This is a genomic window from Pseudofrankia sp. DC12 (assembly GCF_000966285.1).
GTDB lineage: Bacteria > Actinomycetota > Actinomycetes > Frankiales > Frankiaceae > Pseudofrankia.
Genome location: NZ_KQ031391.1, coordinates 3098116 through 3112268, shown reverse-complemented (window position 1 = coordinate 3112268; position 14153 = coordinate 3098116). Strand labels below are relative to the sequence as shown.

At 69.6% G+C, this 14153-nt stretch carries 12 protein-coding genes; 5 read left to right on the top strand and 7 right to left on the bottom strand.

Features of this window, described 5'->3' with window-relative positions:
• Positions 1 to 17: 17 nt before the first annotated feature.
• The 4 genes from FRADC12_RS12350 (at position 18) to FRADC12_RS12335 (ending at position 3431) form a co-directional block, all read left to right on the top strand.
• Positions 18 to 512, top strand: coding sequence for an NUDIX domain-containing protein (locus FRADC12_RS12350; protein ID WP_045876754.1), 495 nt, complete (start codon positions 18 to 20; stop codon positions 510 to 512).
• Between the two features lie 11 nt (positions 513 to 523).
• Entirely contained in the window at positions 524 to 1351 is an 828-nt protein-coding gene (locus FRADC12_RS33075; RefSeq protein ID WP_052710872.1) for a YdcF family protein, read from the top strand.
• A gap of 110 nt (positions 1352 to 1461) precedes the next feature.
• The gene (locus FRADC12_RS12340) at positions 1462 to 1806 is read left to right on the top strand and encodes a helix-turn-helix domain-containing protein (RefSeq protein ID WP_198152875.1); all 345 of its coding nucleotides are present in this window, start codon (positions 1462 to 1464) and stop codon (positions 1804 to 1806) included.
• Positions 1807 to 2465: 659 nt separating this feature from the next.
• Complete coding sequence (locus FRADC12_RS12335; protein ID WP_045876752.1) at positions 2466 to 3431, top strand: hypothetical protein; 966 nt, start codon at positions 2466 to 2468, stop codon at positions 3429 to 3431.
• A 192-nt stretch (positions 3432 to 3623) separates the two neighbouring features.
• Here FRADC12_RS12335 and FRADC12_RS12330 read toward each other — a convergent pair whose 3' ends face one another.
• Positions 3624 to 4535 (bottom strand): phosphoribosylaminoimidazolesuccinocarboxamide synthase, encoded by a 912-nt coding sequence (locus FRADC12_RS12330; protein ID WP_045876751.1) that lies wholly within the window; start codon positions 4533 to 4535, stop codon positions 3624 to 3626.
• A gap of 278 nt (positions 4536 to 4813) precedes the next feature.
• Positions 4814 to 6928, bottom strand: a complete 2115-nt coding sequence (locus FRADC12_RS12325) for a DUF4012 domain-containing protein (protein ID WP_045876750.1) — start codon at positions 6926 to 6928, stop codon at positions 4814 to 4816.
• 277 nt (positions 6929 to 7205) lie between these two features.
• Here FRADC12_RS12325 and rfbA point away from each other — a divergent pair, with 277 nt between their 5' ends.
• Positions 7206 to 8075 carry a glucose-1-phosphate thymidylyltransferase RfbA gene (rfbA, locus tag FRADC12_RS12320; RefSeq protein WP_045876749.1) on the top strand — a complete coding sequence of 290 codons (870 nt, stop codon included), beginning with the start codon at positions 7206 to 7208 and terminating at the stop codon, positions 8073 to 8075.
• A 246-nt stretch (positions 8076 to 8321) separates the two neighbouring features.
• Here rfbA and FRADC12_RS12315 read toward each other — a convergent pair whose 3' ends face one another.
• The 5 genes from FRADC12_RS12315 to purE form a co-directional block, all read right to left on the bottom strand.
• Positions 8322 to 9146: a WecB/TagA/CpsF family glycosyltransferase gene (locus tag FRADC12_RS12315; protein WP_198152874.1), complete on the bottom strand. Its 825-nt coding sequence runs from the start codon at positions 9144 to 9146 to the stop codon at positions 8322 to 8324.
• A 369-nt stretch (positions 9147 to 9515) separates the two neighbouring features.
• Complete coding sequence (gmd, locus tag FRADC12_RS12310; RefSeq protein ID WP_045879488.1) at positions 9516 to 10529, bottom strand: GDP-mannose 4,6-dehydratase; 1014 nt, start codon at positions 10527 to 10529, stop codon at positions 9516 to 9518.
• Positions 10530 to 10799: 270 nt separating this feature from the next.
• On the bottom strand, positions 10800 to 11765 hold the full coding sequence (locus FRADC12_RS12305; RefSeq protein ID WP_045876748.1) for a GDP-L-fucose synthase family protein: 966 nt from the start codon (positions 11763 to 11765) through the stop codon (positions 10800 to 10802).
• Positions 11766 to 12268: 503 nt separating this feature from the next.
• A complete protein-coding gene (purB, locus tag FRADC12_RS12300; RefSeq protein WP_045876747.1) occupies positions 12269 to 13576 on the bottom strand; it encodes an adenylosuccinate lyase in 1308 nt (435 codons plus the stop codon).
• Positions 13573 to 14085, bottom strand: coding sequence for a 5-(carboxyamino)imidazole ribonucleotide mutase (gene purE / locus FRADC12_RS12295; protein ID WP_045879487.1), 513 nt, complete (start codon positions 14083 to 14085; stop codon positions 13573 to 13575). Before purE ends, purB begins: the two co-directional genes overlap by 4 nt.
• Positions 14086 to 14153 lie beyond the last annotated feature (68 nt).

Sequence of the window (14153 nt, the reverse complement as noted above, 5' to 3'; positions counted from 1 at the left end):
GAAAGGCCGCGATCCCGGTGGTATGGAGGGAGTACTCCCAGCAACATCGGGACGCGGCCGCAGCCGGAGCGCCTGAGGCGAAGCTAGCCAACTCCCTGGTCGTCGGCGGCAGCGCGATCGTCGTCGACGACCAGGGGCGTTTCCTGCTCGAACGCCGCCGTGACAACGGCAAGTGGGGCATCCCCGGCGGCGGGATGCAGATCGGCGAGTGGTTCGAGGACTGCGTGGTCCGCGAGATCCACGAGGAGACCGGTCTCGACGTCAGGGTCGACCGGATCGTCGGCGTCTACTCGAATCCGAGCCATGTGATGGTTTACGCGGATGGTGAGCGCCGCCAGGAGTTCACCATCTGCTGCGCCTGCACGATCGTCGGCGGCGAGCTGCGGGCCAGCGAGGAGTCGCTCGACGTCGCGTTCGTCGCGTTCGAGGATCTCGACGCCCTCGACTTCCACGAGAGCGGCCGGCAGCGGATCAACGATTACCTCGCGGGTGGCCCGCCGGTGCTGCGATGACGGACGGGGCGATGACCGCCGTAGGCTCCCAGCCGACCGAGTCCGACAGGCTGCCGAACCTCGCGATGCAGGACGACGCCGCGGAACCGGCCTCCGTGGTGCTGGATGACGCCGCGCCGCCGGCGCCAGCAGTGGACGACGACGCCGCGGAGCCGGCCCCCGCGGTGGTGGTGGACGGCGTCGCGGAGCCGGCCGGCACGGTGGTGGTGGACGGCGTCGCGGAGCCGGCCGGCACGGTGGTGGTGGACGGCGTCGCGGAGCCGGCGCTCGTGCCGGCGGTGGAGCGGCCCCGGGCCTTCCGGCGGATCCGCCGGCTGCGGCGACGCGGTTGGCTCGTCGTCGGGCTGGTTCTCGTCCTGGTCGTGGGTCTGCTTGCCGTGACCCTGCGGCTGTTCGTCTTCCCGAAGACGGACCCGCTGACGAAGGCGGACGCGATCGTCATGTTCGACGGGATCGGCGACCGGAAGTACACGACCTTCTGGCTGGCGGGCCACGGCTATGCGCCGGTCGTCGCCGTCTCGACGCAGGATCCCACGTTCTGCCAGAAGTCGCTCCCGACGATCTCCGGCGCGCAGGTGTTCTGCTTCGTGCCCAGTCCGGCGACGACCCGCGGCGAGGCTGAGGCGACGCAGCGGCTAGCCAGCGAGCACGGCTGGAAGAAGGTGATCGTGGTCACCGGCCGGCCGCAGGAGACTCGGGCCCGGATCCGGGTCGAACGCTGCTACCAGGGGCAGCTGGAGATCGCCGGCGTCTCGCCCGGCCGGGACAACTGGCCTAAGACGATCGTGTACGAGTGGGGCGCGCTCATCAAGGCGCTCGCGTTCCAGCGGTCCTGCTGACCGGCGACCCGACGGACGCGGAAGGCCCCGCCCCGCCCGTCATCCCGCCGCACGCCGGCGTGATCGACGAATCGCGTCCGTGGCCCGGCCGGTACCCCAGAATGGGCATCGTGGACGCCGACGACGAGACGATCGCCGAGCTGCGTCATCTGGTCGCAGTCATCGATGACACGATCGCGCAGCTGGAGCGGGTCCGTCAGCGGGCGGATGAGATCGAGCACCGCCGCGTCGGCGGCGACCTCTACCGGGTGATCGTCGAGGCCGAGGAACGGCCGCTGATCGTCGAGAGCCTCAGCGACGTCCTGGACCGGCTGTCCTCGGCGGCCGGGCGCTTCCGCCGGGCGGAGGCAGCCGCGCTGGTCGCTGAGGGCTGGACCCATGAGCGCATCGGACAGTTCTTCGGGGTGACCCGACAGCGGATTGGCATCCTTCTCAGCCGCGAACGGGTTCGTTAGCGCCGAACGTCCTCTCGGCCCTACCGGCTCCCGAACCCTCTCGTGGCGAGAGCTTCTCGGGTGACGCCGGACGCATTGTCCAGGCCGTGACCAAGGTCGACCGCGACATCCATGACGCGGATTCTGCGCGGCCTTCCGGGCCGGTTAGCTGATCGTCAATCCTGCTTTCCCCGGCTGGCCGGTCCCGGAAGATCCGCTGGTCACGGGTCCACTGCGCCGGGCCGCACGATGCGCTCATGCCGAACGACCCTCCCGATCGAGGCAGTCGGCTCTATGACACACTCGTAGTCAAAACGTCAAGGCAATACCTATTGCGCCACCGCCCACCCTGGGGCATCCTTGGTCAGGGCACGGATGGGAGCATCGTCGCGACCTGTCTGACCGGCCATGATCTGTGGCCGGGCGGCGGGCCGGCCAGGTGTCACCGTGCCGACGTGGTGAGCGCCTGGGCAGGCGTGCAGAAGGACCCGATGCGCTCCAACATTCTTGAATGCATTCTCACCGTCACTCGTGGCGATGGTGCCGAGGGACGTCCCTGACTCTGGCTGTTCCACGCCGCCGTGCTTCCTCACCGTTCATCGGCGACGCGAACTGGATCGAAAACCTTGTCGGCTGTGCCGTCCCGGTGGCGGCCGACCGCCCGACCACCAAGGACAACGATGACGACCGTCTTCACCGATTCGACGATGCCCGACGAGCGCCGGCGGGAGCGGCTGTACGGCGGCGACCTGTTCGTGACGTCCCCGTCGCCGGCCGTCCGGGCGCTGGTCGACTTCGCCCGCGAGCTCATCGAGGACGCGTTCGCGCCGTACGACCCGGTGGTGGCCCAGCACGAGCTGCCCGTCGAGAAGTTCGTGGAGATCTTCGGCCCGCTCAAGCCGAAGTTCATCCACCACCCGAAGACCAAGGGCCTGATCGCCGACGTGGTCCGCGGGCTCGGCTCGGACCTGGACGAGACCTACATCGACGTCCCCCGGCTGCGCGGGGCGACCTCCGACGGCTATCTCACGGCCGGCGTCGGCTACGCGTTCCCGCTGCACCGGGATGTCTGGTGGTCCGCGCCGCTGGCGCAGATCAACTGGTGGCTGCCGATCTACGACTTCGAGTCCGAGTCGTCGATGGCGTTCCACCCGCACTACTGGACCTCCGGGATCAGCAACGGGTCCGAGGAGTTCAACTACTACGTCTACAACGCGACCGGCCGGGCGCAGGCCGCGCAGCACGTCGCCAAGGACACCCGCAAGCAGCCCGGCCCGCGCGAGCCAGTCCAGGCCGACCCGCAGCTCCGGGTCGTCTGCCCGGTCGGCAGTGTCATCGGCTTCTCGGCCGCGCAGATGCACTCCACCGTGCCGAACACCTCCGGCCGGACCCGGTTCAGCATCGACTTCCGGACGGTGAACGTCGCCGACCTGCGGGCCGGCCGCTCGGCGCCGAACGTCGACACCCAGTGCGAGGGCACCAGCCTGCGGGACTTCCGTCGCGGCAGTGACCAGGCGGCGATGCCCGCCGACGTCGTCGCCCAGTACGACAGCGGGGAGATCCCCGAGGGCGCCGTCCTGGTCTTCGACCCGAACGCCGCCAAGGCCCCCGCCGACTCGATGGCGATCGGCCCGAACGGGCGCTGAGCGCCCGCGGGCCGCTCCGCCTGGTTCGGGCGCTGAGCGCCCTCCCCGATGTGGTTCGAGGTGACGCGGAAGGCTGAGGCGGGCCCTCGTCCAGGGTCGGGACCTTGGTCGGATTCGCTCAAGGCCCCCGCCATCTCGTAGGGCGCTGAGCGCCCGTCCGGGCCGATCGCCCTACGAAGTGGGCCGATCGGCCTACGAAGTGGCGAGGTAGTCGGCGAAGGAGATGCCGGTGAGGCGCTCGTAGGCCTCGACGTAGCGGTCCCGGGTCGAGGTGACGATGTCGTCCGGCAGCTCCGGCGCGGGGGAGACCTTGTCCCAGCCCGTGTTGACCAGGTAGTCGCGGATGAACTGCTTGTCGTACGAGGGCTGCGCGCCGCCGGGCGCCCAGGAGTCCGCCGGCCAGAAGCGCGACGAGTCGGGGGTGAGCACCTCGTCCCCGAGCCGCAGCACGCCGGCCGGGTCGTGGCCGAACTCGAACTTCGTGTCGGCGAGCAGGATCCCGCGCTCGGCGGCCAGGTCGCTGGCCCGGCCGAAGATCTGCAGGGTGAGCTTCTCCAGCTCGGCGGCGAGCTCGTCGCCGATCCGGGTTGCGGCGTCGGCGCGGCTGATGTTCTCGTCGTGCTCGCCGATCGGCGCCTTCGTCGACGGGGTGTAGATCGGGCGCGGCAGCTTCGAGCCGTCGACCAGGCCTTCCGGCAGCATGTGGCCGCTGACGGCGCCGGTACGCACGTAGTCCTTCAGGCCGCTTCCGGTCAGGTAGCCCCGGGCGACGCACTCGACGAGAGCCATGTCGAGGCGGTGGCACAGCATCGAGCGGCCGCGCAGCTGCTCGGCGTACGGCTGGAGCTCGGCGGGGTACTCGTCGACGTTCGAGCTGATGACATGGGACGGCACGAGATCGGCGAGCTGGTCGAACCACCACAGCGACAGGCCGGTGAGCACCGCGCCCTTGTCGGGGATCTCGGTCGGAAGGATCACGTCGAACGCCGAGATCCGGTCGCTGGCGACCAGGAGCACGGCGTCGTCGCCGACCGCGAACAGCTCGCGGACCTTGCCGGAGCCAAGGTGGGTGAGTCCGGCGAACTCCAATTGGGTGAGCGGCATGGTCCCGACCGTACCGGCTCGCGCGGCCCCTGGGCACGCGGCAGAGACCAAGGCCGCGTGGCCCATGAAGGGCCCACCACGCGGTGATCGCCCGTTCCGCGGAACGCGGTGATCGTTCGATGTCCTGTTCAGTCCAGCAGTGAGGCGCAACCAGGTTGCCAGCCCTGGATGGGGGCTTGCCTCGCATTTTTCCGGTTACCCCGTCCCACGTTGGCGAGGGCGCTCGGCGCCCGAGCCGGCTGAGCACCCGGCGGGCGCTCAGCGCCCGTTCCGGGTGCTCAGCCGCAGGCAGCGGCCTTGATCTCGGTCTGCTGCGGCCGGGCCATCGGCTGCGCCGGAACGACTGGCTTCGCCGAGGTGGCCGGCTCGTCGGTGTTGACGGTGACGGTCAACGGCTGGCCGGGGGTCGGGAAAACCCACATCTGGATTCTCGGGTGGCCGAGTTCCGTGCCGCGGGTGAAGTCGACGGCCTTGCCGTTGACCATGACGTTCACCAGCTTCGCGCCGTCGGTCAGGTAGACCGACAGCTGCAGCACGTCCTGGCCCCGCGGATAGGAGCCGGGAGGAGCGTCGATCCGCTGCCAGACGTACCGTGGCAGGCCAGCCGGGGCCAGGTTCGTCAGGCCGATCTGGATCTGCCCGGGCCGCCGGCCGGCGGAACAGGAACCGAGGGTGTAGCTGACGTTGCGCTGCAGGTAGTACTCGAGCTTCGCGCCGGAGACGTTGTTGAGGACGACGCCGGCGTACGGCGCCGTGCCCTGGTAGAGCTCGCCCGTCAGCCCGCCCTTGCGCAGGATGGTCATCTCGGACGCGACCGGGGTCCAGATCTGCAGGTGGCCGCCCTTGGCCGCCGTGTTCAGCTCGGTGACCAGCGGCTTCGGCTTGACGTCGCTGCTCAGCGCCGTGTGGAACGCCGTGTCGGCGACCTCCTGCAGGAAGTCCTTGCGGGCGGAGCGCTCATCGGAGTTGGTCGTGTCGTCGTGGAAGTCGGCGTAGGCGTCGACCTCGATGAGCTTGGCGACCGAGTCGCCGTCGACCTTCTGCCCGCTGGACAGCGTGATCGGCCCGGTGGCCCGGACCAGGTCGGCGAGCATCTCCGGGTCGACGCCGATGACGCCGTCGATGTGCGTGCCGGTCTGGCGCTCGTACATCGTCGCCCAGGTCTGCCCGGCGTACGGGAAGTTCGGGCTGGAGTTGCCGTTGGACCACAGCGCGCCTGGGAAGAGGGTGCCGTAGTTCGCGTTGTACTCGGGCCCGAAGTCGACGACGGGCACCTTGAAGTTCTTCAGCTCGTCGTTCGAGCCGGTGTGCACCAGGGTGATCTTGCCGTGGTCCGCGGTCATGATGCCGTAGACGCCGAGCAGGCCGCCGGTCGCCTTGATCTCCGCGTTGTTCTGGAACGCCAGGAAGTACGTTCGCGGGCCGTTGGCGCCGAGCATCTCCGGGCCGACGGTGAGCGCGTCGGCCATGCCGGCGAGCAGCTTGTCCAGCTTGGCGATCTTGGTGACGGCCTGGGTGCGGGCGGTCGCGACCGGGCCGACGAGGTGGGCCGACGGCAGGCTCTGCATCCGCTTGTCGACGGTGGCGACGCCGGCGGCGGCGCGCAGCAGCGTCGGGCGGTCCTTCACGAGGGTCGGCACGTCGATCGTGCTGTCCTTGATCAGGCTGTCCGGGCTGATCGTGTCCGAGACCGAGACCATGTCGGTCAGCGGGCCGTCCGCGAGGTCGGCGAGTGACAGCACCAGCTGGCGGGACGTGCTGAGGTTCGGGCCGGCGAACGGAATGTGGGACGCGGCCCACCAGACCGGCCCGGCCGAGTGCGAGCGGGCGGCGTGGGCGGAGTCGATGACGCGCGAGAGCCGGGCCTTGGCGGTCGGGATGTCGCCGGACGTGGCGGCGTCCTGGACGGCGGTGAGGTCGTTGGAGGTGCTGGCGAGGTCGGACTTCACCTTCAGCACCTGGTAGACGAGGACGGCCGCGCAGGCGATCAGCAGCACGACGACGCCACCGACCACCAGCGGCCAGCGTCGGCGGGACCCCGGCTGGCCGGCCCGGGCGCCGCCGATCAGGCGGCCACGCTTGCCTCCCGAGGCCCCCGTGCCGTCGTCGGCCGCGTCGGCGCGCCGGGAGCCGGCCGGCTTCCAGCCGCTGTCGGGGTCCTCGAACGGCGTTTCGGGGCTGTCCGTCGCCGCGTCCGGCCCGGCCGCCTCGGCCGTCCTGGGTGCGGCGTCTGGACCCGTGGCGCCGCGGCCGCGGGCGGAATGCCGGGAGCGCCGGATCACCGTCGTGGTCGACGGGTCCGACGGGTCGGCCAAGCCGGCCGGCGGCCTCGCCCACCGCGCGGGCCCGTTCGGGTCCTCGGTCGGTGGGTCGATGAAGTCGCGGGCGCTCATGCGATGACCTCGTGCGAGGCGTGCGCGGCGCTGGTCGGGGACATGAGCCGCGCTGGACTACCCACTCCAAGCACGATCATTGTTCCCCGATCTCCCCGAAGCCGACAGCTCCACCCATGGTGGCATATGTGGGCAGGTCGCGAAATCGCGGACGGCGGTCCCGGCCGCCCCTGGCGCTCGCGGCGTGACGGGGTGGCCGGCGACCTGCGCAGATTTGGCGGGAGAACCGCGCAAAGCGCTCCAACGACTGCGGAGCAGGCACGGCTAGGCTGGGTCCGTGAAGGGCATTGTTCTTGCCGGCGGAACGGGCTCGCGGCTGTACCCGATCACCCGGGCGGTGTCGAAGCAGCTGATGCCTGTCTACGACAAGCCGATGATCTACTACCCGCTCTCGACGCTGATGGCCGCCGGCATCCGGGAAATTCTGGTCATCACGACGCCGGCCGACCAGGCGCAGTTCCAGCGTCTGCTGGGGGATGGCGGCTGGCTGGGCTGCCGCTTCGAGTACGCGGTCCAGGCCGAGCCGCGAGGCCTCGCCGAGGCGTTCGTCGTCGGGGCGGACTTCGTCGGCGACGACAAGGTCTGCCTCATCCTCGGCGACAACATCTTCTACGGGGTGGGCCTGGGCGAGCAGCTCAAGGGCTACACCGACCCGGTGGGCGGCATCGTTTTCGCCTACCACGTGTCGGACCCGGAGCGGTACGGCGTCGTCGAGTTCGACGCCGACCGGCGCGCGGTCTCGATCGAGGAGAAGCCGGCGAAGCCGAAGTCGAGCTTCGCGGTGACCGGGCTGTACTTCTATGACAACGAGGTGCTGGAGATCGCGGCCCAGACGCGGCCGAGTGCGCGCGGCGAGCTGGAGATAACCGCGGTCAACCAGGCGTACCTGGAGCGGGGCCGGCTCGGCGTGCACCTGCTGGACCGGGGCACGGCCTGGCTGGACACCGGGACGTTCAACTCACTGATGCAGGCGGCCCAGTTCGTCCAGGTGATCGAGGAACGCCAGGGCCTGAAGATCGGCTGCGTCGAGGAGGTCGCCTGGCGGGAGGGCTTCATCACCGACGCCCAGCTCGCCGAGCTCCTTCGGCCGCTCTCCAAGAGCGGCTACGGCACCTACCTCGAAGGCCTGCTCAACGACGAGACCTAGACCCCCGAACCGGGCTTGGTCATTGTCGTGCCGAGGTGACCAGAGCTACCGAGCACGTTGGACATCGACCCCAGTCGTCCACGCCGGCCGAGCAGAGGGTAGGGGGCGCTCAGCGCCCGGCCAGACGAATCGGCCCGGGGTTCCTGCCGGATCGGCGACAGGGTTCCTGCCGGATCGGCGGAGTCGATCCGGCAGGTCGGCGATCGGGGAGGTCCGGGGCGCTCCGCGCCCGTTCCGGCCGATTCGTCAGTGGCCGCGGTTGCGCAGGACCGAGAGGACGAACTGCGGGTTGCCGACGAGGTAGCGCTTCCACAGCCGCTGCGGCTCGCTGGCCAGCCGGAAGATCCACTCGACGCCGTAGTCGCCCATCCAGCGCGGGGCACGCGGCTTCAGGCCGGCCAGGAAGTCGAAGGCCGCGCCCACCGCGAGGAACACCGCGGGAATCTCGGCGGCGAGCCGCTCGACCTCCCAGTCCTGCTTGGGCGTGCCGAGCCCGACCCAGACCAGGTCCGCGCCGGAGGCGATGATCCGCAGCCGCTGCTCGGCCCGCTCGTCGGGGGTCAGCTCCCGGAACGGCGGGCTCTCCACCCCGGCGATCTGGACGCCCGGGTAGGCCCTGCGGACCGACCGCTCGAGCGCCTCCAGGACCTCCGGCGTGGAGCCCAGGAAATAGTGCTTCACGCCGTGATCACGGCCGGCGGACAACACCGCCTGAAACAGGTCCGGACCGCTGATCTTCTCGCTGTCCGCCCCCGACAGGCGGGTCCGCTGGCGGGTTAGCAGGGCGACCGGCCAGCCGTCCGGGAAGTTGAACCGGGCTGTGTTGAGCGTCCTCTTCAGCCTGGCCTCGCGGTCCGCCAGCGCCAGGGTGTACGCGTTGCAGAGGTGGACCGCCGTGCCGGCGCCGGGCACCTCGTCGCCGCCCTTCACCGGAATACCGATGACCGCCGCGACGGCGTCCTCAAACGAGCAGGCCGTGATACGCACGCCGCAGCAGCTGGCCTCCCGGATCACGGGAGCGGAGCGACGCGTGCCGGCCACCGTCCTCGGCTCGGTGCGCCCTTCCAGCACAGCGACACTCCTTACTCGTTGCCCCCGCGACATGGCACCCGTCATAAATATCAGGCGGCGCGGCGCGCACACACCGACGCCAACAAAGAACCAGTGACCTCACAGGAAACACACAGCCCGAAACAATCGCGCCGGATGCGGCACTTGTTGGCTGCCGTCCGTCCTCAATTTGGGATGATTCCCGCTCAGTCGCGCGCTTCGTACCAGGATAACAGTGTGGTCGAGGCACTCCAACACCTGCCAACCGGGCCGGCTGGCAGATGGAAGACACTCTCGGTTGGCGATTAGGCGGGCGCCGCCAGTGAGCTGGCCGGCCGCCGGTGGTACGCCACGTGACGGCCTGCTCACCAATAAGAATTGGGCTGCTGACTACCTGTCGACGCGCACGAGCCGACCGGCCCGCTCATCCTCGAGCAGCTGGATGTCGCCGTCGACCATGATCTGTACCAGCTCTTCGAAGGTCACCTCGGGCTTCCACCCCAGGTTCGCGTTGATCTTGCTGGCGTCACCCATCAGGGCGTCGACCTCGGCCGGGCGCGTGTACTTCGGATCAAACCGAACGTAGTCCTCCCAGTTCAGCCCGACGTGGCCAAACGCAACCCGGCAGAACTCGCGGACAGAATAGGTCGTGCCGGTCGCGACAACGTAGTCGTCCGGCTCCGGCGCCTGCAGCATCATCCACATCGCGTTGACGTACTCGGGCGCGTACCCCCAGTCGCGGGTCGCGTCGAGATTGCCGAGGTACAGCTCATTCTGCAGCCCGGCCTGAATCCGCGCGACCGCACGGGTGATCTTCCGCGTGACGAAAGTCTCGCCGCGGCGGGGGCTTTCGTGGTTGAACAGGATCCCGTTCGAGACGTACATCCCGTACGACTCGCGGTGATTGACCGCCGACCAGTAGGCGTAGACCTTCGCGCAGGCATACGGGCTGCGCGGGTGGAACGGTGTCTCCTCGTTCTGGGGCGGCGGCGTCGAGCCGAACATCTCCGACGAGGACGCCTGGTAGACGCGGATGTCCAGGTTGCTCGCGCGGACCGCTTCCAGGATGCGCAGCGCACCGACGCCGGTCACATTCGCGGTGTAGAGCGGGGTGTCGTAGGAGACCCGCACGTGACTCTGCGCGCCGAGGTTGTAGACCTCACTCGGCCCGGTCTCCTTGAGAATGTTCACCAGGCTCAGGCCGTCGTCCAGGTCCGCGTGGTGCAGCACCAGCTTGCGCCCGTCTTCGTGCGGGTCCTGGTACAGGTGATCGATACGCGCGGTGTTGAAGCTGGACGAGCGACGGACGAGGCCGTGGACCTCGTAACCCTTCTGCAACAAAAGCTCGCAGAGGTAGGAGCCATCCTGGCCCGTGACGCCAGTAACAATCGCGACTTTAGTCATGTCGTCCCCGATCAAACGGCTTCTGAAAACGATAGCACCGGTGTCGCCGCTGACCTCGGGCTGCACGGCTGGGTGATCGTGTTCGCCCGATGGGGGCTGCCAGCCCGGTCACAATCAACGCCGAACGCGCGGCCACTACGGCAGTGGCTGCGCCGCCGGTGTCCAGGCTCTGCGCCCACCCGCCGACGACCGGACCCGCCTCGGTCGTCGTTGACGCGGGGGGTGACACGGACTGTGGCTGGGCGCGTGCCATGCGACGTGTTCCGCCTACTACGCGTCCACGGTCACGCGGCCGCGGGCGACCTGCCCGGAGCTCTTCCACCACGCGAACGTGGACTCGATTCCGTCACGCAGCGAGATGCTCGGCTTCCAGCCCAGCCCCTCCAGCTTGCTGACGTCCAGCAGTTTGCGCGGGGTGCCGTCCGGCTTCGCCGGGTCGAAACTGATCGTGCCGGTGAACCCGACGACGTCAGCGACCAGCTCGGCCAGTTCCCGGATCGTAACGTCCGTGCCGGTACCAACATTGATCGGAGCGGGGTCGTCGTACTTCTCGAGAATGGTGGCGCAGGCATCGGCGAGATCGTCGACGTGGATGAACTCCCGGCGCGGAGTACCCGAACCCCACAGGGTGACCTCGCGGTCTCCCCGCTCGGTCGCGAGATAGAAACGGTGGATGAGCGCCGGCAGCACGTGGGACGTCTCGAGGTCGAAGTTGTCGCCCGGGCCATAAACATTCGTCGGCATCGCGGAAACGTAGTGCGCGCCATACTCCCGCCGGTACGACTGGATCTGCGTGATCCCGGCGATCTTCGCGATGGCGTAGGCCTCGTTGGTCGGCTCGAGCGGGCCGGTCAGCAACGCGTCCTCGGTGATCGGCTGAGCCGCGAACTTCGGGTAGATGCAGCTGGAGCCGAGGAAGAGCAGCTTCTCCGTGCCCGCGCGCCAGGCCGACGAGATGACATTCAGCTGGATGTGCAGGTTGTTCTCGAGGAACTCGACCGGCTGGGTCGCGTTGGCCATGATTCCGCCGACCTTGGCGGCGGCCAGCACAACCGCCGCGGGGCGCACCTCGTCGAAGAACTGGGAGACCGCGACGGTGTCGGTCAGATCGAGCTCGTCCCGGCCGCGGGTGATCACGTCGATCCCGGCACCGCGCAGCCGCCGGGTGATCGCGCTGCCGACTAGCCCCCGGTGCCCCGCGACGAAGACCGATCCATGGTCAAGTAGTCCCGACAAGATGATGTCTCCCCCACTGGACGCGGCGGCCGGGGTGGCAATAGATCCGGCTGTGTCAATCGGGCCAAGTACGGACCTCGTGGATGCAGGCCAAGTACGGGCCTCATGGTCGCACACGGGTGCGAGACCGAACGAGGGGGGATCGTACAGGACTAACGGTCACTTCCCGTGTGCGTTGTGCATTCGCAATGCGAAGGGATTTGGCCTGACAGCTACTGCGTTGTCGAATTAACCATCAACCATTGTCGGTTGATGGAGTGGCCTCGGCTCAACTGGGACGCCGTCGTGACAGCATGTGCGCTCCCCGACGCTGTTCGGAAGCAAGCGGGCACGATCCGGCAGACGGCCGCGCGAAGCCGGCGGTCTGTCGTGTTTCCAAGGCTGTCCCGGGCGCCAGATGCGCCGCCGCGGCCGATCCACGACGACGCAACGGCGCTACCGGTTTCCGCGGCCATCGCGAGGGTGCTGTCGTCCTTCCGACAGTGAGGCGCCCGCCGGCGCTGTCAGGTGAGGGCGGCCAGCCGGTCGAAGACCGGGGTGAGCCGTTCGACGTATCGCTCCGGTCGGCTCACCTCGTCCAGCCGCGGCTCGTCCAGCGGAAGGCCACGGTCGGCCGCGTGCTTACGCAGCGTCTCCCGGAACGGCACGCCGGTCTGCCAGGTCTCCATCGCGGCCGCCTGGGTGATGGCGTAGGCGTCCTCGCGCGACAGCCCGGTCTCGACCAGCTCCAGCAGCACGGCCGACGTGTAGACGAGCCCGCCGGTGGCGTCCAGGTTGGCCCGCATCCGGTCGGCGTCGACGACCAGGCCGGTGACCAGGCGGGTCGTCAGGTTCAGCAGGTAGTCCGCCCCGATGGAGGCGTCGGGGAGTGCGACCCGCTCGGTCGAGGAGTGCGAGATGTCACGCTCGTGCCAGAGCGGCACGCCCTCAAGGATCGGCACATACTGCGCCCGGACGATCCTGGCGAGCCCGGCGATCCGTTCCGACATGATCGGGTTCTTCTTGTGGGGCATCGCGGACGAGCCCTTCTGCCCCTTGCCGAACGGCTCGGACAGCTCGCGCACCTCGGTCCGCTGGCCGTGCCGGACCTCCAGCGCCACGGTCTCGCACAGCGTCGCGAGGCCGGCGAGCGCCGCGACCCAGCTGGCGATCCCGTCGCGCAGCACGACCTGGGTGGCGACCGGCGCCGCGGTCAGGCCGAGCTTTTCGGCGACGTACCGCTCGACGTCCGGCTCGATGTTCGAGTAGGTGCCGACCGCCCCGGAGATCTTGGCGATGGCGATGTCGGCGCGCGCGGCCCGCAGCCGGTCCCGGCAGCGGGCCATGCCGAACGCGAGGTCCGCGACCCGGTGGCCGAACACGGTCGGCTCGCCGTGGATGCCGTGGGTGCGCCCGACCCGCAGCGTCGTCCGGTGGGCAAGGCCCAGGTCGCGCAGCGCCGCGACGAGCCGGTCCGCCTTGGCCAGCACGATGTCGGTCGCCTCGACGAGCTGGCAGGCCAGGGCGGTGTCGAGCAGGTCCGAGGACGTCATGCCGAAGTGCACGTAGGCGGCGGCCGAGCGCGGCTCGGTCTGGTCGGCCCACGCGGTGAGGAAGGCGATCACGTCGTGCTGGGTGACGGCCTCGATCTCGGCCACAGCGGCCGGCGTCGGCGCGGGGGCCCGGCGGACCGGCTCCACCGAGTCGGCCGGAACCCGGCCGGCGGCGGCGTGCGCCTCCAGGACGAGGACCTCGACCTCGCACCACAGCTCGTACTTGTGTGCCTCCGACCAGACCCGGCCGATCTCCGGGAGGGTGTACCGCTCGATCACGCTGAGGCTCCGGCGCGCGCGAGGCCGTCGGCCGCGGCCTTCTCGAAGTCGTCCTTGTAGGTGGCGAGCTTTGCGGCCAGGCCCGGGTCGGAGACGGCCAGGATCTGGACGGCGAGCACCGCCGCGTTGGTCGCGTTGTTCAGCCCGACGGTGGCCACGGCGACACCCGGCGGCATCTGCGCGATGGCGAGCAGCGAGTCCATCCCGTCCAGGGCGCCGCCGGAGATCGGGACGCCGATGACCGGCAGCGTGGTGAGCGCGGCGACCGTGCCCGGCAGGGCCGCGGCGAGCCCCGCGCCGGCGATGACGACGGCGACTCCCCGGTCGCGCAGCCCGTCCACCCAGTCGGCGAGGGTGCGCGGCGCGCGATGCGCGGAGAGGACCGCCTCCTCGAACCCGACGCCGAACCGGCCGAGGGTCGCGCCGGCCTTGCTCATCGTCGCCGCGTCGGACGCCGAGCCGTAGACAACGGCGACCTTGGGCCGGCTGGTTGCACTGGTGGCGGACATGCTGCTCACTTCTCCTCGTCGTCGGGGAGCGGGGTCGTCAGGGTGGGAATCGTCAGGCGAGTCGTCGG